Source organism: Actinobacillus genomosp. 2, assembly GCF_029773605.1.
GTDB lineage: Bacteria > Pseudomonadota > Gammaproteobacteria > Enterobacterales > Pasteurellaceae > Actinobacillus.
On sequence record NZ_CP103807.1, the window covers coordinates 812,435 to 835,413 of the forward strand.

General features: G+C 37.9%; 24 protein-coding genes, 1 rRNA gene and 2 pseudogenes. 15 read left to right on the plus strand and 12 right to left on the minus strand.

Features of this window, described 5'->3' with window-relative positions:
- Positions 1 to 11: 11 nt before the first annotated feature.
- Complete coding sequence (locus tag NYR60_RS03950) at positions 12 to 284, minus strand: helix-turn-helix domain-containing protein (protein WP_279467840.1); 273 nt, start codon at positions 282 to 284, stop codon at positions 12 to 14.
- 112 nt (positions 285 to 396) lie between these two features.
- Between NYR60_RS03950 and NYR60_RS03955 the strand changes: the two genes are divergently transcribed.
- The gene (locus NYR60_RS03955) at positions 397 to 603 is read left to right on the plus strand and encodes an excalibur calcium-binding domain-containing protein (RefSeq protein WP_279467841.1); all 207 of its coding nucleotides are present in this window, start codon (positions 397 to 399) and stop codon (positions 601 to 603) included.
- Positions 604 to 846: 243 nt separating this feature from the next.
- On the opposite strand, the gene NYR60_RS03960 is transcribed toward NYR60_RS03955, so the two are convergent.
- The 3 genes from NYR60_RS03960 to pgsA form a co-directional block, all read right to left on the minus strand.
- The gene (locus NYR60_RS03960) at positions 847 to 1,599 is read right to left on the minus strand and encodes a TatD family hydrolase (RefSeq protein WP_279467842.1); all 753 of its coding nucleotides are present in this window, start codon (positions 1,597 to 1,599) and stop codon (positions 847 to 849) included.
- A gap of 71 nt (positions 1,600 to 1,670) precedes the next feature.
- Positions 1,671 to 3,509, minus strand: coding sequence for an excinuclease ABC subunit UvrC (gene uvrC, locus NYR60_RS03965; RefSeq protein WP_279467843.1), 1,839 nt, complete (start codon positions 3,507 to 3,509; stop codon positions 1,671 to 1,673).
- Between the two features lie 100 nt (positions 3,510 to 3,609).
- On the minus strand, positions 3,610 to 4,161 hold the full coding sequence (gene pgsA / locus NYR60_RS03970) for a CDP-diacylglycerol--glycerol-3-phosphate 3-phosphatidyltransferase (protein ID WP_279467844.1): 552 nt from the start codon (positions 4,159 to 4,161) through the stop codon (positions 3,610 to 3,612).
- Between the two features lie 180 nt (positions 4,162 to 4,341).
- On the opposite strand from pgsA, the gene NYR60_RS03975 reads away from it, so the two are divergent.
- The 4 genes and pseudogenes from NYR60_RS03975 (at position 4,342) to NYR60_RS03990 (ending at position 7,117) form a co-directional block, all read left to right on the plus strand.
- Positions 4,342 to 5,007 (plus strand): Bax inhibitor-1 family protein, encoded by a 666-nt coding sequence (locus NYR60_RS03975; protein ID WP_279467845.1) that lies wholly within the window; start codon positions 4,342 to 4,344, stop codon positions 5,005 to 5,007.
- A gap of 53 nt (positions 5,008 to 5,060) precedes the next feature.
- Positions 5,061 to 5,396, plus strand: a complete 336-nt coding sequence (locus NYR60_RS03980; protein ID WP_279467846.1) for a TusE/DsrC/DsvC family sulfur relay protein — start codon at positions 5,061 to 5,063, stop codon at positions 5,394 to 5,396.
- Positions 5,397 to 5,464: 68 nt separating this feature from the next.
- Positions 5,465 to 6,355: pseudogene (locus NYR60_RS03985) on the plus strand (metal ABC transporter substrate-binding protein); the annotation flags it as partial.
- A 6-nt stretch (positions 6,356 to 6,361) separates the two neighbouring features.
- Positions 6,362 to 7,117: a metal ABC transporter ATP-binding protein gene (locus NYR60_RS03990; protein WP_279467966.1), complete on the plus strand. Its 756-nt coding sequence runs from the start codon at positions 6,362 to 6,364 to the stop codon at positions 7,115 to 7,117.
- 80 nt (positions 7,118 to 7,197) lie between these two features.
- Here NYR60_RS03990 and NYR60_RS03995 read toward each other — a convergent pair whose 3' ends face one another.
- From NYR60_RS03995 to NYR60_RS04010, 4 genes are read right to left on the minus strand one after another with little or no spacing between them, the layout of a single operon-like run.
- Positions 7,198 to 7,689 (minus strand): YbaK/prolyl-tRNA synthetase associated domain-containing protein, encoded by a 492-nt coding sequence (locus NYR60_RS03995; protein WP_279467847.1) that lies wholly within the window; start codon positions 7,687 to 7,689, stop codon positions 7,198 to 7,200.
- A gap of 15 nt (positions 7,690 to 7,704) precedes the next feature.
- Positions 7,705 to 8,799 carry a threonine synthase gene (locus NYR60_RS04000; protein WP_279467848.1) on the minus strand — a complete coding sequence of 365 codons (1,095 nt, stop codon included), beginning with the start codon at positions 8,797 to 8,799 and terminating at the stop codon, positions 7,705 to 7,707.
- Between the two features lie 10 nt (positions 8,800 to 8,809).
- The gene (locus NYR60_RS04005; RefSeq protein WP_279467849.1) at positions 8,810 to 9,172 is read right to left on the minus strand and encodes a RidA family protein; all 363 of its coding nucleotides are present in this window, start codon (positions 9,170 to 9,172) and stop codon (positions 8,810 to 8,812) included.
- Positions 9,172 to 9,804, minus strand: coding sequence for a helix-turn-helix transcriptional regulator (locus tag NYR60_RS04010; RefSeq protein ID WP_279467850.1), 633 nt, complete (start codon positions 9,802 to 9,804; stop codon positions 9,172 to 9,174). Before NYR60_RS04010 ends, NYR60_RS04005 begins: the two co-directional genes overlap by 1 nt.
- 200 nt (positions 9,805 to 10,004) lie before the next feature.
- Here NYR60_RS04010 and apt point away from each other — a divergent pair, with 200 nt between their 5' ends.
- The 9 genes and pseudogenes from apt (at position 10,005) to NYR60_RS04060 (ending at position 17,758) form a co-directional block, all read left to right on the plus strand.
- Positions 10,005 to 10,544 (plus strand): adenine phosphoribosyltransferase, encoded by a 540-nt coding sequence (apt, locus tag NYR60_RS04015; protein WP_279467851.1) that lies wholly within the window; start codon positions 10,005 to 10,007, stop codon positions 10,542 to 10,544.
- Positions 10,545 to 10,589: 45 nt separating this feature from the next.
- A pseudogene (dnaX, locus tag NYR60_RS04020) lies at positions 10,590 to 12,654 on the plus strand (DNA polymerase III subunit gamma/tau).
- Positions 12,654 to 13,562: an ABC transporter ATP-binding protein gene (locus NYR60_RS04030; protein ID WP_279467854.1), complete on the plus strand. Its 909-nt coding sequence runs from the start codon at positions 12,654 to 12,656 to the stop codon at positions 13,560 to 13,562. The pseudogene dnaX and the gene NYR60_RS04030 overlap by 1 nt, the downstream one beginning before the upstream one ends.
- A gap of 3 nt (positions 13,563 to 13,565) precedes the next feature.
- A complete protein-coding gene (locus NYR60_RS04035) occupies positions 13,566 to 14,327 on the plus strand; it encodes an ABC transporter permease (RefSeq protein WP_279467855.1) in 762 nt (253 codons plus the stop codon).
- A gap of 95 nt (positions 14,328 to 14,422) precedes the next feature.
- The gene (gene modA / locus NYR60_RS04040) at positions 14,423 to 15,181 is read left to right on the plus strand and encodes a molybdate ABC transporter substrate-binding protein (RefSeq protein ID WP_279467856.1); all 759 of its coding nucleotides are present in this window, start codon (positions 14,423 to 14,425) and stop codon (positions 15,179 to 15,181) included.
- A gap of 56 nt (positions 15,182 to 15,237) precedes the next feature.
- Entirely contained in the window at positions 15,238 to 15,927 is a 690-nt protein-coding gene (gene modB / locus NYR60_RS04045) for a molybdate ABC transporter permease subunit (RefSeq protein WP_279467857.1), read from the plus strand.
- Positions 15,928 to 15,930: 3 nt separating this feature from the next.
- The gene (modC, locus tag NYR60_RS04050) at positions 15,931 to 16,986 is read left to right on the plus strand and encodes a molybdenum ABC transporter ATP-binding protein ModC (RefSeq protein ID WP_279467858.1); all 1,056 of its coding nucleotides are present in this window, start codon (positions 15,931 to 15,933) and stop codon (positions 16,984 to 16,986) included.
- A 48-nt stretch (positions 16,987 to 17,034) separates the two neighbouring features.
- Positions 17,035 to 17,469 carry a type II toxin-antitoxin system RatA family toxin gene (locus NYR60_RS04055; RefSeq protein WP_279467859.1) on the plus strand — a complete coding sequence of 145 codons (435 nt, stop codon included), beginning with the start codon at positions 17,035 to 17,037 and terminating at the stop codon, positions 17,467 to 17,469.
- A complete protein-coding gene (locus tag NYR60_RS04060; RefSeq protein ID WP_279467860.1) occupies positions 17,459 to 17,758 on the plus strand; it encodes an RnfH family protein in 300 nt (99 codons plus the stop codon). The genes NYR60_RS04055 and NYR60_RS04060 overlap by 11 nt, the downstream gene beginning before the upstream one ends.
- A 47-nt stretch (positions 17,759 to 17,805) precedes the next feature.
- On the opposite strand, the gene tdeA is transcribed toward NYR60_RS04060, so the two are convergent.
- The 3 genes from tdeA to gpt all read right to left on the minus strand — a co-directional run bounded on the left by tdeA (position 17,806) and on the right by gpt (position 20,531).
- Positions 17,806 to 19,203: a toxin/drug exporter TdeA gene (gene tdeA, locus NYR60_RS04065; RefSeq protein WP_279467861.1), complete on the minus strand. Its 1,398-nt coding sequence runs from the start codon at positions 19,201 to 19,203 to the stop codon at positions 17,806 to 17,808.
- Positions 19,204 to 19,349: 146 nt separating this feature from the next.
- Positions 19,350 to 19,970 carry a guanylate kinase gene (gene gmk / locus NYR60_RS04070; protein WP_279467862.1) on the minus strand — a complete coding sequence of 207 codons (621 nt, stop codon included), beginning with the start codon at positions 19,968 to 19,970 and terminating at the stop codon, positions 19,350 to 19,352.
- 87 nt (positions 19,971 to 20,057) lie between these two features.
- Entirely contained in the window at positions 20,058 to 20,531 is a 474-nt protein-coding gene (gpt, locus tag NYR60_RS04075) for a xanthine phosphoribosyltransferase (RefSeq protein ID WP_279467863.1), read from the minus strand.
- Positions 20,532 to 20,703: 172 nt separating this feature from the next.
- On the opposite strand from gpt, the gene NYR60_RS04080 reads away from it, so the two are divergent.
- Positions 20,704 to 22,158, plus strand: coding sequence for an aminoacyl-histidine dipeptidase (locus tag NYR60_RS04080; protein ID WP_279467864.1), 1,455 nt, complete (start codon positions 20,704 to 20,706; stop codon positions 22,156 to 22,158).
- Between the two features lie 656 nt (positions 22,159 to 22,814).
- Here the strand turns inward: NYR60_RS04080 and rrf are convergent.
- Positions 22,815 to 22,930: ribosomal RNA gene (gene rrf / locus NYR60_RS04085) — 5S ribosomal RNA — on the minus strand.
- Between the last annotated feature and the right edge of the window lie 49 nt (positions 22,931 to 22,979).

Below are 22,979 nucleotides of genomic sequence, written 5' to 3' on the forward strand. Positions count from 1 at the left end.
CCGTTTTTACTTTATTTATTTTTTACACTTGCACAGCCAAACTTTTGCTCTATTTCTATTAGTACTTCTACCGGATCTAACTCTAACCCTTTGCAATAAGCTATAAATTCAAAAATATCTAATCTACGATCGCCCGTTTCTACTTTTCCAATAAATGAGTAAAGAACGCCCATTTTTTCGCCTAATGTGCGTTGAGTTAATTCAAGCTCTTGACGGCGTTTTAGGAATAATTCCCTAAGCCATAAATGCTCTTCAGAATGAATTGATAATCTTAAATTTCCCATGTACCCATTTTAGGTACAAATTATCTTGAACCTTTTTAAGGTTCAAGATACAATAAAGACCGAACCTAAAACAGGTTCTTTAAACATAAATTACACCTTAGGAGGGTCACCAATGAAAAACAATCTATTAGTTTTATTTAGCTTATCCTTAATGATACCAACTTCATTCGCAGCAAGATGTGCCGATTTTTCAAATCAACAGGAAGCCCAATCTTATATGCAACAAACAGGAGCTAGAAATTTAGATCGTGATAGAGACGGAGAAGCATGTGAATGCTTACCTGGTGGTAGCAAATATGGCACTAGTGTATGTCGTTAGAATAAAAATATTACTTCTTTTCTTATTCTTATTTATCAATCGAGTGGAAGCAGATAATCTACCGGTTGTTTGTCCAGAACACTTAGATATCAAGAAAATTCAAGCTCAAAAGTGCTTAAGTGGGAAAATTAAATATATCAATCGATATCATCTAATAGAGCAAAATTAATACAAGCGGTGTAATTTTTGCTAATTCTGCAAAAATTGCACCGTTTTTCTGTGCTGCACGAATATTCCATTTTCTTATACTACCCCATATAACCGCTGATGATTCTGCCTAATTTGTGTTCTAATCACATTCTCTGACTCAGCTCTTAATTTAGCTAATTGTGTCAATATTGCTTGCAATTGCTGTGAAATACTCGCATTTTCTAAACCTTCGTGTTGCCATGGGCTATCGGTTTCAATCAGCAAACGATCAAGCGGTAAATTTTTAGCAATTTTTTGCGTTTTCGGATTCCATAAAATATCCGGTGTAACACTAGCGAAATAAGGGGTACGAAGAAAACGTTCAAGCGAATCATCATCGGTTTTAAACCAATGGAAATGAGCGTGTTGAATTTGGTATTTTTCCAGCAAATCCAGCATTATCGCCACATCATTATGCACAATATGCAAATTTAGCGGTAAATTTAACCGCTTGCTCAATGCAATAAATTGTTCCAATAAGGCAAGATAAGACTGATAATCCAGCTTAGGATTCTGCCTTTTTAAATAATACGGTAACCCTACTTCACCGATAGCGGTCAAATTTTCTCGATTTTTTACAATCCAATCAAATAACGCTTGTTGCTGTTTATCATCGATTAACGGCTGTTCGGGGTGAAATCCTGCCGCAATTTGGATTTTCGGAAACTTTTGTTTTAATGCTAATAATCTTTCCGCGCTGGCTAAATCGGTACTGACCGCCAATACGCCTTGCAGCAAAGGATCGCTAACTATCTGTTCTATTTGGCTTGCTTCAAGTTGGTCTAAATGAATATGGCTATCGAACATCTTGGTCTTATCTCTATTTATAAGCGGTTAAATTTGCAGAAAATCTTACAAATTCGACCGCTTGCTACTTATTAGCTATGTTGTAGCGTATCAAAAATCACTTCGGCAAGTTGTTTTGAAATGCCGGGAACAGATTGAATTTCCTCTAAAGTTGCAGCTTTCACCCCTTGCATACCACCGAGATATTTTAGTAACGCTTGGCGACGTTTTGCTCCAACACCGGCGATTGATTCCAATCCACTCTCCGTAAAAGCTTTTTGGCGTTTTTTGCGGTGTCCGGTAATCGCATGATTATGTGATTCATCACGAATATGCTGAATTAAATGCAAGGCAGGGCTATCCGGAGGCAAGTGGATTTCCTTATCCCACTTACTGATCAACAAGGTTTCTAAACCGGCTTTTCTTTCCACGCCTTTCGCTACACCAATTAACAGCGGTTTACGCTTATCCCAACTGACATTTAACGAAGCAAAGGTTTCTAACGCTCGATTAAGCTGCCCTTTACCACCATCGATAAAAATAATATCTGGGATTTTTTCTTCTTCCAAATTACGATCATAGCGTTTTAATAGGGCTTGTTCCATTGCCGCATAGTCATCACCGCCTATAATGCCTTCAATGTTAAAACGGCGGTAATCTGATTTTAACGGTCCGTTTTCATCAAACACCACACAAGAGGCGACCGTTTGATTGCCCATTGTGTGAGAAATATCGAAACATTCCATCCGCTTGATTTCCGCCAAATTTAATAACGATTTGAGCGAATCATAACGCTGGCGAATATGCGTATCTTGTTTAAGTTGTAAAGTAAGTGCGGCTTCTGCATTGGTTTTCGCCAAGGCCAAATAACGGCTCTTATCACCACGAATATTTTTATCTGCAATACTGATCTTATGCCCTGCCTGTTCCGACAACACATTAGCTAATGCTGCTGATTCACTTAACGGCTGATCAATAATAATTTGATTCGGTATCGTGCGATGTTGGTTCATCTGTAAATAAAACTGCCCGACAAAAGTATCCGCTAACTCGGTTAAATCGGTATTATTCGGTACTTTAGGAAAATAGGAACGATTACCTAATACCTTTCCGTGACGCACAAATAAAATATGCACACAAGCAATGCCGTGTTGATAAGCAATCGAAATAATATCCAAATCATCTAAACGTTCATTAGAGACAAATTGTTTTTCTTGTACCGCTCGCACTGATTGAATTTGATCGCGAAAACGAGCTGCCGCTTCAAAATCTAAATCTTGTGCAGCACTTTCCATTTTTTGTACTAAATGTTCGACCACTTGCCCGTCTTTGCCCTGTAAAAACAAACGAACTAAATTTACTTGGTTATCATATTCCGCTTGTGAGTAATAACCCTCTACACAAGGGGCAAGACAACGCCCGATTTGATATTGCAAACAAGGACGAGAACGGTTTTTATAATAACTGTCTTCACATTGGCGAATCGGGAATAATTTTTGCAGTAAGTTAAGCGTTTCACGTACTGCACCGACATTTGGGTAAGGGCCAAAATATTCACCGGCAATTTTTTTACTGCCACGAAATGACGTAATTCGGGGGTGCTGATGCTTTGTGAGTAAAATATACGGATAGGATTTATCATCACGCAAAAGTACATTGTACTTCGGCTGATTTTCTTTAATGTAATTGTGTTCCAGCAATAACGCTTCTGTTTCCGAATGGGTTATCGTGGTTTCGATATGATGAATGTGAGCAACTAACGCTTCAGTTTTCTTACTGGCGAGTTGGCTACGAAAATAACTGGATAAGCGTTTTTTAAGATCTTTGGCTTTACCGACATAGATAATGATATTTTTCGCATCATACATACGGTAAACACCGGGAAGATGAGGCACATCGGCAAGAAAGGATTTAGCATCAAATAAAGACATACTATTTTTTAGAAATAAACACGGAAAACATCAGAACTTGCAAGAAAATTCATAAAATTAACCGCTTGCTCGATGTTATTCCGTGCTTCGGTAGATAAGGTTAGGATTTCATTAAGCTATTTTTAGAGGCTTGAAGATATTGGAACATTGACCATAATGTTAAACCTGCTGCCACATAAAGCAAAATCCAAGCCAAGACTTCCATTGCAAAGTTAAATCGCCATAACATTCCGCCCAATGCTAACATTTGTGCGGTTGTTTTAAATTTTCCCCAAATTGAAACCGCCACACTTGCACGCTCACCTAATTCAGCCATCCACTCTCTTAATGCGGAAATAATAATTTCTCGAGCAATCATAATCGCCGCAGGGATAGTAATCCACCATGTATGGTAATATTCAACGACACACACTAATGCGACTGCGACTAATACTTTATCAGCAACCGGATCTAAAAATGCACCTAAATGTGTAGTTTGGTTCCATTTGCGAGCCAAATAGCCATCAAAAGCATCAGTAATGGACGCAATAAAGAAAATAAGTGTTGAGATTTCAGCTGAATACCAACCGTTAGGTAAGTAAAAAGCAACCACAAATAGAGGAATCAAAATAACCCGAAATAAGGTCAGATAGGTAGGAAAATTCAGTTTCATATAGGGCATTTGCAAAGTAAATATTAGGTCATTTAAGTGTATCACACTCATAAGAAAATTTTTAACTATTGCATAGATAAAGTCAATTGACTTTGGTTAAATTTGTCGCTAATTTACACTTGATTTATGGAAGTTTGTCCATATATAAATAAAACGTTTGTTCAACTTAAAGGAAACAATATGGAAAATCGTGTAATTAGCGGTGCAGCAAGTAACGAATCATTACTCAGCACCCATAAAGTATTACGTAATACTTATTTCTTACTTTCAATGACATTAGCTTTCTCAGCAGTCATTGCTTTTATCGCAATGTCAATGAACGCACCAGCATTGCCTTGGTGGGGATTATTAATCGGTTTCTACGGTTTATTATTTCTAACTAACGCAACCGCAAATAGTGGTGCAGGTATCTTAAGCGTATTTGCATTAACCGGCTTTTTGGGCTACACCTTAGGACCGATTTTAAATCGTTATATCGGTGCAGGTTTAGGTGATGTGATTGCACTTGCATTAGGCGCAACCGCATTGGTATTCTTTGCTTGTTCGGCTTATGTACTTACAACTAAGAAAGATATGTCATTCTTATCAGGTATGATGATGGCATTATTTGTTGTATTACTTGTTGGCATCATCGCAAATATTTTCTTAGCAATTCCGGCATTAAGCCTTGCAATGAGTGCATTATTTGTGGTGTTCTCAAGCGGTGCGATTTTACTGGGAACGAGTAATATTATTCACGGTGGCGAAACGAATTATATCCGTGCAACCGTAGATTTATATGTATCTCTATACAATCTATTCTTAAGCCTATTACAAATCTTCGGTGTACTAGGTAGTGACGATTAATCTAAAACAAATTTGAGAGAGTAAGTGCCACACCTGTGGCACTTTTTATTTTTATGCATTACATTGAATTAAACGAACAAAAATATCCAACAGATGCTTCAGGTTACTTAACTAACCTTGATGATTGGTCGGAAGCGCTTGCGATTGAAATTGCAAAGAAAGAGCAAATCGTTCTGACCGATGAACACTGGGAAATTATTTTTCTAGTGCGTGATTTCTATCAAGAATACAAAACCTCGCCAGCAATCCGAATGTTAGTCAAAGCGATGGCACAAAAATTTGGTGACGAGAAAGGAAACAGCCGTTATTTACAACGTTTATTTCCTGACGGTCCAGCAAAACAAGCCACTAAAATTGCCGGTTTACCTAAACCCATAAAATGTTTATAATTATTATCAATTGAGATTTATTCTCAATTTCATTCAGAGTGAAAATTCATAACTTAAAAGGAGAAACTATGAAACTTTCATTTTTAAAACAAGCATTTGTGGTTGCATTAGGTTTAAGTGCAACATTAACGATGGCAGCTCCATTCAAAGTTGTCACAACCTTTACCGTGATCCAAGATATTGCACAAAATGTTGCCGGTGATAAAGCAGTTGTAGAATCTATTACCAAACCCGGTGCGGAAATTCATGACTATCAACCGACACCAAAAGATATTGTAAAAGCACAAAAAGCTGACCTTATCTTATGGAACGGTATGAATTTAGAACGTTGGTTTGAACGTTTCTTTGAAAATGTAAAAGGAAAACCGGCTGTTGTTGTGACTGAAGGCATTACGCCAATTGCAATTACTGAAGGTGAATATAAAAACTTACCAAATCCGCATGCTTGGATGTCATCAGCTAATGCTCTGCAGTATATTGAAAATATTCGTGCCGCATTAGTGAAATACGATCCGAAAAATGCCGAAAGCTATAACCAAAATGCTAAAGTTTATGCTGAAAAAGTAAAAGCCATTGCGGAACCGTTACGCCAACGTCTATCCGTTATTCCGGAAGCACAACGTTGGTTAGTAACTAGTGAAGGGGCATTTAGTTATTTAGCACAAGATTATCAGTTAAAAGAGCTTTATTTATGGGCAATCAATGCTGAAGAACAAGGTTCTCCGCAACAAGTGAAAAAAGTAATCGACGGCGTAAAAGCTAACAATATCCCTGTTGTTTTCAGCGAAAGTACCGTATCGGATAAACCGGCTAAACAAGTAGCGAAAGAAACTGGTGCATTATACGGTGGTGTGTTATATGTTGATTCACTTTCAACCAAAGACGGGGCTGTACCAACTTATTTAGATCTATTAAAAGTGACAATCAGCACGATTGTTGACGGTTTTGAAAAAGCAAAAAATAATATGGTATCCATTCCAACTTCTATTTCTGTTGAAAAGCTAAGTGTCCGTTATAATAACGGGCATTTAGCCTTACATGATGTGTCTTTCCAATTACAGAACGGTACGATTTGTGCTTTAATCGGTGTAAATGGCGGTGGTAAATCTACGCTTTTTAAAAGTTTAATGGGATTAGTCAAACCTCAAACGGGTACAATTCTGTTAAACCAGATGCCGATTCAACAAGCCTTGAAACAAAATCTGGTATCTTATGTGCCACAAAGTGAAGAAGTCGATTGGCAATTTCCGGTTTCCGTTTACGATGTCGTTATGATGGGACGCTACGGCTATATGGGATTGCTACGCCGTCCTTCATCTCTTGATAAACAAAAAGTGATGCAGGCAATGGAACGAGTGGACATTTGCCATTTACAACACCGCCAAATCGGTGAGCTTTCCGGCGGACAGAAAAAGCGTGTGTTTCTTGCTCGAGCATTGGCACAAGAAAGTCAGATTATTTTACTGGACGAGCCGTTTACCGGTGTTGATGTCAAAACCGAAAATGCTATCGTTGAATTGTTGCAACAACTGCGTAGCGAAGGACATTTAGTTTTAGTTTCAACCCATAATTTAAACAGCGTACCGAGCTTTTGCGATCAAGTATTAATGATAAACCGTACCTTACTTGCTGCCGGAAAAACCGAAACCACCTTTACTAACGAAAATCTGGAAAAAGTCTTTGGCGGTGTACTCCATTATCTTGCTAAAGATATCAGGTAGATTGATAAAGACCGCCAAAGTAAGCGGTCTTTTTTTCATATTTTTTAACATTACATAATGAATATAAAACTGAGTAGCCTCTATATTTCTCTTTTTACAAAACTTACTAATGTCGGCTGAACAATACGTGCATAATCTTGCGTATTTAAAATAATTGAGCGTTCTAACGTACCGGCGTTAAAAGCAAGCTCGGCATAGCGTTCGAGTAGACTAGGATCTGCAATAAGTTTAAGATCCGGATGAAAGCTAAAAGGTGGAATCGCACCAAAGACACAATCTGTAAGTTCATCAACTTCTTTAGGACTGGCAAGAGACGCCTTTGTACCGCCTAAGTATTGGGCGATTTGATTTAAATCCGCCTGCTCATCGGCTGGTAAAATAGCAAGTACCGCTTGTTTTACACCATTTCCTTTGATTTTACACACCAAGGCTTTTGCCCCTTGCCCGATTTCCGTACCACGAATTTTCGCAACCTCTTCCGATTTACCGGCACTAGTATGACGGACTACTCGATAACGAGCTTGATATTGGTCTAAAAGTGCGGTCAAATTTTCGAATGTTTTTTCCGACATATTATTTCCCTTCGTTTAATGATCTGATTTCAGTCCAGCACCACACATCGTAATTAAGCAATCTTCTACTGTACCATATAGTTCACAGTAATGAAGATAAGCCGCATAGTTGGCTGCGGTAGTATGTTCACAATAAATCCCTTTTTTGGCTAAAGCGTTTCGTGCCGCAAGAATTTTATCTTCCGGTGCATGTACAAAACGAATCGCATATTTTTCCGCATAAGCTAAAATTTCACTTGCTCGCATAGGCTGCCCAATTGCAATACCTTCGGCGATAGTCGGCTTAATCTCAACCTGTTCTGCAAATTTTTGCCCTTTTTTGACCGCTTGCAATAATGGATCACAATATTCGCTTTGTAATGCAATAATCGTTGGCATTTCATCAATAACGCCACTTTCCAACAAATGTTCTAGTCCTTTAATGACACCAATAAACAAAGTACCGTTTCCAACCGGAACGACAATATGTTTTGGAATCCGCCCGAGCTGTTCAAACGTTTCATAAATATACGTTTTCGTACCTTCGTAGAAGAAGGGGTTATACACGTGATTGGCATAATAAACGCCCTCATTTTCAACTTTAGCACGACATACATCTGCACAATGATCACGGCTACCTTTAATCACATTAGCTTTAGCACCATGCGACTCAATCATATTAATTTTTTTCGGCGATGTTCCTTCCGGTACAAAAATTTCACATTGAATACCCGCTTTAGCGCAATAGGCTGCGACACTATTGCCTGCATTACCACTACTATCTTGTACCACCGATTCAACACCAATCGACTTACAATGACTGATAAGTACCGCCGCACCACGGTCTTTAAAGGAAAGCGTTGGCATAAAGTAATCCATTTTTAATAATACATTTTCATCAAAACGGACTATCGGCGTCATTCCCTCTCCCAAGGAAATATCACGCCAACTTTCATCTTGCAAAGCGATAAATTTTCGATAACGAAATAAGCTCCACTCATGCTGATCAATCTGATTGAGATCAAATTTAGGCGGCTGATAATCTAATGACCACAATCCGCCACATTGACATTTTGCTTGGCGAGTAGATACCGGTGCAATTTGTTGGCATTGATTACAGATAAACTTCATATTGATTCTCCTAAGCAAATTCCGCAACCGCGTCAATTTCGATAAGTGCGTTGTAATGCAAATTACCGCAAGGTACAACGGTACGAGCAGGTTTATGTGAACCGAAAAAATCCGCATAAACTTGATTCACCGTATCCCAATAAGCTACATCGGGAATATACACACGGCATTGCATCACATCATTTCTACTAAGACCAGCAACGGCGAGTACTTGAGCTAAATTAGCAAGAACTTGTTTGGTTTGAGTGGCAATATCGCCAACAATTTTTCCTTCGGTATTAAATGGAAGTTGTCCCGATACATACAACATTCCGTTGGATTTTATTGCCGGTGAATAATGCCCTTTACTTTGATTCGGTAGAATAATTTCCATTAGCGTTTTCCTCTTACTTCATCTAAATAACTATAAATAGTCACTTTATTCACGCCTAATTTTTCAGCAGCTTTCTCAATACTGCCTTTCATTAAAAACAAACCTTTTTGTTCCATAAAACGAATCTTTTGAATTTTTTCATCTCGAGTCATCGTCTGAACAGATTGTCCGTTTAAAATTTTATCCATTAAATTTTCTGCCATTGCAGAAAGCGGAAGCTCTTCTATTTCTAGCGTTTGCTCAGTTTGCTTTATCTGATTTAGATTCGGCAATAAGGTATTTAAATAAGCGATTTGCTCAGTAATCGGTGTCGTATCAATATTGATACACAAAGCACCAACCAACTGTTGGTTTGCATCAAAAATCAGTTGAGTGGATGAACGAATAAGTTTACCTTCAGTTTCAAAATAGTAATTGGCTACATAGTTATTATTTAGCTTATCCGATAACATCACTTCCTTAACCAAATGATCAAAATTCTGCCCTGGTTTACGATGTGTAACATCACCGGCAACATACACAACCGAATGTTCAGGGCGATTTAAATCATGTAAAACCACTTCACAACTTTTACCGAATGTTTCAACTAACATCTCTGCCATCGCAACATAAGGGATAAGAATTTGGTTCATAGTATCTCCGTAGAATTTTTTACATAGGTTATATAATTTATTCTATAAAATCAATGGATTTATATAATTTTTTATATGGAAAATAGGCTAATGACATTGAAAATAGCAGCGAATTGCCTACTCCCTTAAATTTCCCTTGTAATTTTGCTCAATTTTGTTAAATTCCTCAGGTTATTTTGCTATTTTTTTAAGGTCTAACCATGAACCAATTAGATTTAATCAAATCATCTATCAAATCTATTCCTGACTATCCGAAAGCAGGTATTATTTTCCGTGACATTACCTCATTATTAGAAGTGCCGGAAGCATTCAAAGCAAGCGTAGATGCGATTGTCGCTGAATTTAAAGATAAAGGAATTACTAAAGTTGTTGGAACAGAATCTCGTGGCTTTATCTTTGGTGCACCGGTAGCACTTGCGTTGGGCGTACCTTTTGTATTAGTGCGTAAACCGAAAAAATTACCACGTGAAGTGATTTCACAATCTTATGCTTTAGAATATGGCGAAGATACGTTAGAGATCCATTTAGATTCAGTAAAAGAAAGTGACAACGTATTAGTTGTAGACGATTTATTAGCAACCGGCGGTACGATTGACGCTACGGCAAAATTAATTCGTCGCTTAGGCGGTAAAGTAGAACATGCTGCATTTGTGATCTGGTTACCGGATTTAGGCGGTAAAGAACGTCTAGAAAAAGAAGGCATCAATTCATTTACATTAGTTGAGTTTGCCGGTCATTAATATTTCTTAGTACGGAATACTATTCCGTAACACATAAGAGTCGCAATGAGTTATCAAGTTTTAGCCCGTAAATGGCGTCCGCAACGTTTTTCTGAAGTTGTCGGGCAGCAACACGTTTTATCTGCATTAGAAAATGGTCTGCGTGAAGGCAGACTTCATCACGCCTACCTGTTTTCCGGTACACGTGGAGTGGGTAAAACTTCGATTGCACGCCTATTTGCAAAAGGCTTAAATTGCGAAACCGGTATCACCGCCACACCTTGTGGTGAGTGTGCAAATTGTAAAGCGATCGAAGAAGGTCGCTTTATTGATCTGATTGAAATTGATGCGGCTTCACGTACTAAAGTTGAAGACACACGTGAGTTACTTGATAATGTTCAATACAAACCAACAGTCGGACGCTTCAAAGTTTACCTGATTGACGAAGTGCATATGCTCTCGCGTCACAGTTTCAATGCTCTACTTAAAACGCTGGAAGAACCGCCGGAATACGTAAAGTTCCTACTGGCAACGACAGATCCACAAAAACTTCCGATCACGATCTTATCCCGCTGTATGCAATTCCATTTGCGTGCATTAGATCAAACTCAGATCGCAAATCATCTCGAATTTATCCTGCAACAGGAGAATATTCCCTACGAGTTAGCCGCTATTGAAAAATTGGCAAAAGCCGCTCAAGGTAGTATTCGTGACTCATTAAGTTTAACTGATCAGGCAATTGCAGTAAGTAATGCGAATATTAGTTTACCTATCGTGCAGCAAATGCTCGGTTTAATTGATGATCACCAGCCCATCGAATTAGTTACCGCTCTCGCACAAGCCGACGGTGAAAAAGCGATGGCGGTTATTCAATCTGTGGCGGAAAAAGGGGTTGATTGGTCACAACTACTCTCTGACGTTGCCCAAACTTTACATCAAATTGCGATGCTTCAGTTGCTCAAAAATAGTGGGCAGGAACAAACTCAGCTGCATTTTTTAGCAAAACAAATTGCGCCTGAAGACCTACAATTTTTCTATCAGTTAATGCTCAATGGTAAAAAAGAGTTAGCATTTGCGCCGGAACAACGTGCCGGTGTAGAAATGACGATTTTACGTGCATTGGCTTTCCATCCTAAACGTGCTGAAGAAATCAATCGCCAACCGGTAAGGGAAGTTGTTCAAACAACAGCGACCGTATCGCATACACCGCAGCAAAATATTGAACAGCTCAAAGCTCGTCTAGCACAAAACAACACACCGCAAGCGGTTAATTCTGCTCAAAATTTTGCAACACAACCTATTGCAAAAATGCCGGAAAATTCAACCGCTTATCCGCAACCAGCTGCAAGTGTAGTTGAAAGTAGTCCAGCACCTGTATCACCGGCACTTGCAGCAATGAAAGCTCGTAAACAATTACAGCAAACTCAGGCACAACTGACTCAAAACGAAAAAAAAGTCTGAGTTAGCTAAACCGGCTATTTCATCGGCGAGCAGACCAAATTCACAAAAAACGCCAAGTTTACAAGAGCGTTTTATGAATTTGGCAACCGAGCAACAAGTAAAATCTCAGCCTCAACCAACACAGCAAGCGGCAAAACCGTTAAGCGATGAAGATTATCGCTGGACGTGGCTCAATCCCGAATTAGAAACTCAAAATGAAAGTGCTAAGCCATCCGATATCAAGCAAGCGATCTTGCAAGAACGCACGCCGGAATTAGTAGCAAAAACCATCGCATTATCTTGTGAGCAAGACGAATGGTGCAAAATTGTGAATGAGTTAAAACTTGGTGGTTTATCTCGTCAAGTCGCATTAAATAGCTATTTATCCGACAAACAAGGTGAACAACTTAAATTAATTCTTAAGCCAGCAATGGCACATTTAGATAATGCCGAATCTCGCCAGAGCCTAGCGACAGCCTTACAAGAAAAAGGCTTTAGCTATGAATTGAGTATTGGCGAAAGTACGGAATATAAAACACCGCTAGAAATTCGCCGTGCCATTTTTGAAAACTTAACCCTCGAAGCCAAAAAAGCGCTTACCTATGATGAAAAATTAATGCTGTTACGCCAAACATTTGATGCGGAAATCGACGAAAGCACGATTCGCGCCGTTGCAGAGAATAAAGAATAATGAAAGCTTTAGAAATCAATAATCTGATAAAAACCTATCCAACCGGTGTACAAGCGGTAAAAGGAATCGATCTGAGCGTAGAACAAGGTGATTTTTACGCCTTACTCGGTCATAACGGAGCTGGTAAATCAACTACCATTGGCATCATAAGCTCCCTAGTAAATAAAACTAGCGGTAGTGTAAAAGTCTTCGGTTACGATCTTGATACGCAAAAAATTCAGCTTAAACAGCAAATTGGACTTGTACCGCAGGAATTTAATTTCAATCAGTTTGAGAAAGTGATTGATGTTTTAACCCAACAAGCCGGTTATTACGGAATTTCACATAACGAAGCGGTAAACCGAGCCGAAACTTGGCTGAAAAAGCTCGATCTATGGGAAAAACGAAACCACCTTACCCGAGAACTTTCCGGCGGTATGAAACGTCGTGTCATGATTGCTCGTGCGTTAATGCATAACCCTAAATTGCTGATTTTAGATGAACCGACTGCCGGTGTAGATATCGAATTACGCCGCAGTTTATGGGACTTTTTACGTGAACTGAATCAACAAGGCACTACCATTATTTTAACCACACATTATTTAGAAGAAGCAGAAAATCTTTGCCGTCATATCGGCATTATTCAAAACGGTTTATTGGTTGAAAATACTTCAATGAAAGCCCTACTTGCCAAATTGGAAACAGAAACTTTCGTGTTGGATTTACAAAAAAATTCAGAAAATCAACCGCTTGAAATACAAGGCTATCCAACGCAATGGTTAGATGAAAATACCTTAGAAGTTGAAGTAAAACGAGAACAAGGTTTAACCAATTTGTTCCAACAAATTGCACAACAAGATGTAGAAGTGCTTAGTATGCGTAACAAATCTAACCGTCTTGAAGAACTCTTTATGAAAATGGCACATTAATATATGAATTTAACTGGATTTTTCACTCTTTCCGCCAAAGAATCTCGCCGAATTATTCGTATTTGGCGTCAAACATTGGTTCCACCGATTATCACGACCACACTCTATTTTCTTATTTTCGGTAAATTAATTGGTGGCCGTATTGGTGAAATGAATGGCGTAAGCTATATGCAATTTATTGCACCGGGGCTAGTAATGATGAATGCAATTACCGCATCTTACGTAAATACTGCCTCATCATTTTTCCTCAGTAAATTTACCCGTAATTTTGAAGAATTATTAGTTTCTCCGCTCTCAACTCACAATATTATTTGGGGTTATGTGATGGGAAGTATTGTACGAGGCGGTTTAGCTGGTATTTTAGTGATGTTAGTCGCACTCTGCTTCGTTTCGTTTGATATTCATTCATGGACAATTATTTTACTGACTTTATTAATGACCACGATTGCCTTTGCACTCGGTGGATTAATTAATGCGGTATATGCCAAATCATTTGATGATGTCGGTTTAATTCCGACTTTTGTTTTAACGCCTCTTACTTACTTAGGCGGTGTCTTCTACTCGATTTCACTTTTACCCGAATTTTGGCAAACCGTTTCCAAATTTAATCCGATCGTGTATATGATCAACGGTTTCCGCTATGGATTTTTAGGCATTAGCGATGTATCGGTATCCTATACTTTTGTGGTGTTAATCTCATTTATTGCCGTGTTATACTATATTGCCTTTTCATTGATTGAGAAAGGCGTCGGACTTCGTAGCTGATTTTCTTTGCCAAGGATAACACGAGAGAGATTTGCTAAAGTCAGCCCAAAACCGGCCGCTTACTCTCGTGTTAAATACTTTAAAGGAATTTCAATATGAAACGATTATCTAAAACTTTACTTATCGGAACGTTAGCTCTTTCATCGCCTTTCGCGTTATCTCAGGACATTACTGTCTTTGCCGCTTCATCAATGACCAATGTATTACAAGAAATCAATCAAGATTTTGCCAAGCAATATCCTGATGACAAGGTCATTTTTTCGTTTGCTTCAAGTTCCGTTTTAGCTAGACAGCTCGAACAAGATGCACCGGCAGATGTGTTTATTTCCGCCGACCTGAAATGGATGGACTATCTAAAAGAAAAACAGTCCGCAAAAACGCAAAATATCCGTTATCTCGTTAAAAATGATCTTGTTTTAATCGCACCAAAAGATAGTTCATTAACGGCAAGCGATATACAAGCGGTCGATTTTGACAAAATTTTAGCAAATGGCTATTTATCGGTCGGCGATCCGACTCATGTACCGGCAGGTAAATATGCGAAAAAAGCATTAGAATATTACGGTTTATGGCAACAAGTAGAACCTAGAATTGCGAGAGCGAAAAATGTTCGTGATGCCTTGTCATTTGTAGAACGAGGCGAATCGCCACTCGGTATTGTTTACTCTACCGATGAGAAAGTTTCTAATAAAGTGAAAGTAATCGCTGTTTTTCCAACCGAAAGCTATGGTGAAGTGATTTATCCGGCTGCTACAGTAAGTGATAAAGTGCAAGCTAAAACATTTTTAGATTTCCTAAAAACGCCGAAAGCCAAAGCAAAATTTGAAGCTGCCGGTTTTTATCCGATTAATTAATTCGACAAAAGGGATAGCTAACGCTATTCCTTTTCTGCTTATCTACGGTTGAAATGATGTTCAATTTTACCCCTCAAGAACTTGATGCTATTTTCTTAAGTTTGAAAGTGGCTTTACTGGCTGTTGTGCTATCACTACCGTTTGCCATATTTATCGCTTGGTTATTATCTCGCAAACAATTTTGGGGTAAGAACTTATTAAACGGTATCGTGCATTTACCTCTGGTTTTACCGCCAGTCGTGATTGGTTATTTATTATTGGTTTCGATGGCAAAAAAAGGGGTAATCGGTCAATACTTATGGCAATGGTTTGAATTTTCGTTCAGTTTTTCTTGGAAAGGTGCAGTACTTGCTTCAATGGTGATGGCATTTCCGTTGATGGTTAGATCGATCCGCCTGACATTAGATGCGGTTGATCCGAAATTGGAACAAGCTGCTAGAACCTTAGGTGCTTCGCCATTAAAAGTCTTTTTTACGCTCACGCTACCGCTTTCTTATTCGGGTATTATTGCCGGTGCGGTTCTTGGCTTCGCTCGTTCATTGGGAGAATTTGGGGCAACAATCACCTTTGTTTCCAATATTCCAAATCAAACTCAAACCATTCCGTCCGCACTCTTTACTTTTATCGAAACTCCGGATGGCGAATTGGGCGCAGCACGTTTATGTGCTGTTTCAATTATGATTTCCTTAATTGCGTTATTTGCCTCCGAATGGTTTGCTGAAAAACAGAAACGCTTACTGAATTAACTTATGCTTCAATTAAATCTACATCAAACGCTCGGACAACTTGAGTTAGCGGTAAAACTTGATATTCCGAATAAAGGCGTTACCGCTATTTTTGGACGTTCCGGAGCTGGTAAATCCAGTTTAATTAATCTTATTGCCGGTTTATCTACACCACAAAAAGGCTATATCCGACTTAATCAACAAACCTTATTCGATAGCGAGCAAAGGATCAATCTTGCGCCGGAAAAGCGAAAAATCGGTTATGTCTTTCAAGAACATCGACTTTTTCCACACTATACTGTTGAAAAGAACCTCAAATACGGCTACAAGCGGTCTGATTCTGTCCATTTTTCGCAAATTGTGCAATTACTGGGCATTGATCATTTACTCACTCGTTTTCCGGCTAGTCTTTCTGGCGGTGAAAAGCAGCGTGTTGCAATTGGCAGAGCGTTATTAAGCGAACCGCAATTATTACTGATGGATGAACCGTTATCCGCACTCGATTTGCCACGTAAACAAGAATTGATCGATTATTTAAGCAAACTTGCCGCCCAAATTGAAATCCCGATTTTATATGTTAGCCATAGCTTAGATGAAATTATTCGTTTGGCGGATAACCTTATCTTGCTTGAACAAGGTAAAGTCACACTTTTTGATAGCGTTGCTAATGTATGGCATCATCCGGCGTTTATGGCTTGGCAGCCGGATTCACAAAAGGTTAGCTTATTAGAATTAACAATTCATTCTTATCAAGCAACTTATAAAATGGTCAGTTTGGATCTTGGGTCACAACAAATTTGGATAAATGAAACACCACACTATCAAATCGGCGATAAATTGCGTATTACGATCGCCAGTAAAGATGTTTCAATCAGTTTAGAAAAACCAAATAACAGCTCTATTCGCAATGTATTAACAGGTAAAATTATGCAGATTGTTCAACAAAATGATCGAGTAGATATCGCTGTTTCTGTTGATAACCATACAATATGGGCAAGCATCAGCTTATGGTCATTTGATGAATTAGCATTAAAAAATGGGCAAGAAGTATATCTCCAAATCAAAAGCGTTTCTTTGTAGAAATGCAAAAATTTAGTAAAATATGACCGCTTTAAAAAGAGAAAGAATATGCCTATTGTTAACCAATCTTCGCTTGTGCCTTATAGTGCCGAGCAAATGTATCAACTCGTAAATGATTACGAAAAATATCCACAATTCTTATCCGGCTGTATAGATGCAAAAACCATTAGTCGTGGTGAAACGGAATTAGAAGCTGAATTACATATTCAGAAATTAGGCATTAGCCAGACATTTAGTACACATAATACGATGTGTCCGAATCAACGCATCGAAATGAAGTTACTAAATGGCCCATTTAAACACTTACAAGGTGCGTGGACATTCCTTCCATTTGATGAACAGAGCTGTAAAATCAGCTTACAACTTGAATTCGAGTTTTCAAATCCTGTTATTGGTATGGTATTTGGCAAAGTGTTTAATGAAATGACGCTAAAGATGGTTAATGCATTTAAACAAAGAGCGAAAGAGGTGTATGGTGTCTGATTTAAAAAAAATTGAAGTTGAAGTGCTTTTTGCCTATCCAAATAAACATTTCTTAAAAAAAATCACGCTTGATACACCGACAACGATTCAAAATGTAATTCTACAATCTGGTGTTTTAGAAAAATATACCGAAATTGATTTACGTACCAATAAGGTTGGTATTTTTAGCCGTCCGGCAAAATTAACTGATGTGGTGGAAAATGGTGATCGTATCGAAATTTATCGCCCATTAATTGCCGATCCAAAAGAAATCCGCCGAAAACGAGCAGCCGAACAAAATAAAAAATAAAAAAAGCACGAATAGATTTAGACTATTCGTGCTTTTTTATCCATTAATTATCTTCTATATTTACCAGCCATCGCTTGATATACGCTATTCTCATTAACTAGAATTGCATATTTTTGATTCAAGATCGAAAGTTGAGAATTTAACTCGGTATTCATAGCTATAATCCATTCACGGAATTCAGATGCACCTTGTTCATAACGGTTTTTATAATAGGTGCTGATTTTCTTATCATGTTCATAGGTTTTTTGTAATGTTGCGTAACTATTACGAGATTGCTGATAAGCATAATAGTAATTATCAATTTCATTTAATGCAGCGGTTACGGTTTGTTCGTAATTTAATCTCGCCGTCATATAATCCGATTCAGAAATTTTGACATTATTCTGAACACGATTCCAATCTAAGAATGGTAAATCAAATGAAATGACACCATTACCTACCGGATTATCACCGATATTACGAGCTTTAGAAGCATTACTTGAAATTGCGCCGCCTAAAGTCACTGTTGGGAACCAGCTTTTCTCTGTTGCAGTTAATGAGTTAAACGCACTTTGTAAACGGTTTAAACGAGCAGTAATATCCGGACGATTTGCAATCGCAGAAACCGGAACATTTAAATCAACGCCTTGTAGTTTCACCCCTAAGATACTCGGATAACGAGAAGGTAAGGATTGATTTGGTTTTAAATTTAATAAATTACGTAACGTTTGTTGTGCTGTTTTTAAATTAGTACGATAAGAAATTAGTGTATTACGTGCATTTAACGTTGCTTGTTGTGCTTGCTCTACGGCTAAACGGTCAATCGCACCTGCGGCTAATTTATTATTTAAAATACGACTAATTTGTTCATAGTTCTTAACCGTACGCTCAATAACTGCCATTGCATCTTTATAGTATGCAATTTGATAATAAGTAGCAACAACCGAGTTAATCAATGAAAGACGAGTTGCTTTTAGATCTTCAATCGTTGCTTTATGTTCCCACTCTGCTGCACTCGCCGCATCGGCTAAACGACGCCATAAATCTAAGGTATAACTTAAATTAAATGCTGCAGTATTGGAAATCGTAGAAACACCGGTAGAAACTTGATTTGATGTTGAACCAAGCCCCTTAGCTGCTGAAGCTGAACCCGATCCACTAAAGGTTGGAACTAAATTCGCTCCAACTAAATTAGCATTATAAAGAGCTTTATTTACAGCAATGGTACTTTTCGCTAAATCTAAATTATTTGCAATCGCTTGATCAACAAGTGCATTTAATCTTGAATCTCGATAACCTTGCCACCATTGCTCATTGATTTGGAATTGCTTAGTAATATCTTCATATTGCTGATGCTCTGCTTGAACTTGTTCTAAAGAACCATCCTCACTCATTTTCGTTGTTGTGGTACACGCCGATAAAATTAGTGCGACAGAAAGTGTTAATGCGAATTTTGAAAGTTTCATTCGTTTTCCTTATGAGAAAAAATAAGGCGTATTTTATCCAAATACGCCTTTTATCGCCAGTAGAAAATGAACAGGCGTTCATTTTAAAGTTATCTTATCAATTTTATTTATATGTTACAGAGAAAAAATAAATAATGACAAATCGCTTATTCAGCCAATAAATTTGTAATTAAATCTTTAAATCTAACCGCTTGTGCATCTTGTTTTAAACGTTCGGCAGTTAAAATAGCTTTCAGATCATTTAATGCTGTTTGGAAATCGTCATTTACAATGACATAATCAAATTCTTTATAGTGACTCATTTCTGAGATTGCTTCCGCCATACGATTGGCAATCGTTTCAGCAGAATCTTGGCCACGACCGATTAAACGTTTTTCTAGTTCTTCACGTGAAGGCGGTAAGATAAAAATTGTTTTAACATTTGGCACTTTCTCACGAATTTGTCTTGCCCCTTGCCAATCAATATCGAGAAAAACATCGATACCTTTCTCTAAACTTTGTTCAATCATCGGCAAAGACGTACCGTAATAATTACCGAACACTTCTGCCCATTCTAAAAAATGGCCTTTTTCGATCAGAGCTTTAAAATCAGTATGATCTGTAAAATAATAATGTACACCATACTCTTCACCCGGACGAGGATTTCGAGTGGTATGCGAAATGGAAAGTTGAACCTCAGAACGAGGTAAGTCTGCTAATAACGCATTAATTAACGAAGATTTACCGGCACCACTCGGTGCAGAAAGAATATAAAGATTACCTAACATAATTAATCGGAGATAAAAAATAAATTGAAAATGGAGAATTAATAACTTTTCATTATTAATTCTCCATTACTGATTTCATAAAATAAATTACTTGCGAGCAAGAGGCGGAACAAATGTAATGCCTAAATCCCAAGGTTGCTCAATCCAGGTTTCTTGCGGAATATCAATTACATAATCATCAACAAGTGGTGCACCTGCAGGTTTTGCGAATACCGTTACAAATTTCGCTTTCGGATACATTTTGCGAATTTCTCTTGCAGTATTACCTGTATCCACTAAGTCATCTACTACGATAAAGCCTTCACCATCAGTTTGTGCTGCGTGTAATACATTTAATTCGCCTTGTTCATCATGATCGTAGCTTGAGATACATACGGTTTCAACGTGACGGATACTTAATTCACGTGCGAGTACCGCTGCCGGGAATAACCCCCCACGGCTTACCGCAATAATACCTTTCCATTGTGATGCAGGTAAAAGACGTTCTGCTAATTTACGTGCGTGCATATGGAACATATCCCAAGTTACAACATATTTTTCGTTTGTGTATTTTTCACTCATACAAAGTCCTAGATAAAAAAAAGCGGCGTCAAAGCACCGAATAAAAAAATTGCGTTATTCTAACCTAAAAAGCACATTCGTGCTATCATTTCCATTATTCTTCATTAATGGCGGTCTAATTTTTGCAAAATTTTACGAAAAGTTAACCGCTCATAAGTCATTAGAGGTAAATATGTCTGAAATCACACAACTCTCTCCAAGTTTATTATGGCAATGGTTCGATAAAGTTTGTTCAATTCCTCATCCTTCTTATCACGAAGATCAACTGGCGGAATTTATCGTTAACTGGGCTAAATCTAATCACTTTTTTGCTGAACGAGATGATGCCGGCAACGTGCTAATTCGTAAACCGGCAACCAAAGGTATGGAAGATCGCCAAACAATCGCATTACAAGCCCATTTGGATATGGTTCCGCAAGCTAATGCAGCAACACAGCACGACTTCCTTAAAGATCCGATTCAACCTTATATTGATGGAGAATGGGTTAAAGCCAAAGGAACAACTTTAGGTGCAGATAACGGCATAGGACTAGCATCTTGTTTGGCAATACTTGAAGCAAATGATATTGCTCATCCGGAACTCGAAGTATTACTGACGATGAGTGAAGAAGTCGGTATGGAAGGTGTTCTAGGCTTACGTCCAAACTGGCTTACATCGAATATTATGATTAACACAGATACTGAAGAAAACGGTGAGATTTATATTGGTTGTGCCGGTGGTGAAAATGTCAATTTAGATCTGCCGTTACAATATGAAAACAATGTATTCGATTCAGCATTACAACTGACGTTAAAAGGTTTACAAGGCGGCCATTCAGGCTGCGATATTCATACAACCCGAGTCAATGCAATCAAATTATTGGCGAGAATTTTAGCGGATATTCAAGCACACTACTCAATTAAAATTGCCACATTAAAAGGTGGCTCAGTACGTAATGCAATTCCTCGCGAAGCACACGTCAGCTTCGCTTTCGATGCAAAAAATCAGAAAGATTTAACCGCATCCCTAACTCAATTATCGAACAAAATTCAGAATGAATTGCGATTAGCGGAACCAAATCTTATTCTTGAAATTGAAGCAATATCTCTACCAACTCAAACACTTACTACAGAAGCATCACATAAAGTTATCCATCTACTAAATGTCTTACCAAACGGCATTATTCGTAATAGTGATGTCGTAAAAAATGTCGTTGAAACTTCATTAAGCATTGGTTTAGTTAAAATTGAAGAACAAAAACTTGTCGCCACAATTTTAGCTCGTTCATTAATTGAAAGTGGAAAAGAAGATGTGAGAGGAAAAATTAATTCTCTCGCAGCATTAACTGGTGCAAAAGTGACATTTTCCGGAGATTATCCGGGCTGGGAACCAGATACCGAATCTGAAATTACCCCATTAACTAAACAAATTTATGACGAAGTATTAGGTTATGAAGCACAAATTAAAGTGATTCACGCAGGGTTGGAATGTGGACTCATCAAGAAAGTTTATCCAAATATGGATTTAGTTTCAATTGGACCAACTATCCGTAACGCTCACTCGCCGGATGAGAAAGTACATATTCCGGCAGTTGAAATTTATTGGAAACTACTTACTAAACTGCTTGCCCAAGCACCACATAAATAACTAATCAATACTACAACGGCTAGAGAAATTCTAGCCGTTTTTTTATAGAAATCCGTTTCAAAGGAACGTTACTTGATTTAACGAGCCATACAATAGAATTTAGTTTACTTAATAGATTTTAATTTACTATTAATTTTATCTGTTCTTTGTGATAAATAATGAGCCATATCGCCAGTAGACTTAGTCAATACTATACAATACTGTAATAGCCCTTGGGAGAATTAGATAGGGAGCTTTAGTATGTTTAGATTTTCCCTGTATTTCCTTAGGTATTATTTTCAGGTCGAGTTGGGCTTTATGTTACTCTATAAAAATGCTTTAACCGTATTATTTTACTTCTTATGTCAATAGGAAATAAAAGCAATATACAGCTTTTAACATTTTAGTTTTCTGCTTGAAAAAGTTAACTTTGAGGAGAATAACAAGCGGTCAAATTTCCCTTATTTGTTGCAAATCCAATAAAAAATCATACACATTTGTATAAAACAGTTCAGACTAAATTGAGAAATAAATAATGAGAGAATAAAGAAAAAAAGCAGAAAGAAATGAATCAATAAAAGGAATAAAACAAGGAAAAAATAAATTTTCAAAATGGAAAAAGACCCTGTAGTTATCTCTAACCACAGGGTTCTCTCTTCGCTTTCGCGCTAAATTCAATCTGGCGATGCCCTACTCTCACATGGGGAACCCCCACACTACCATCGGCGTTACTGCGTTTTACTTCTGAGTTCGGAATGGAATCAGGTAGAGCCACAGCACTCTGGTCGCCAGAATATTCTGTTGATGACCTTTATCTTCTTTATTTGTCTTTCTCTTCGTTC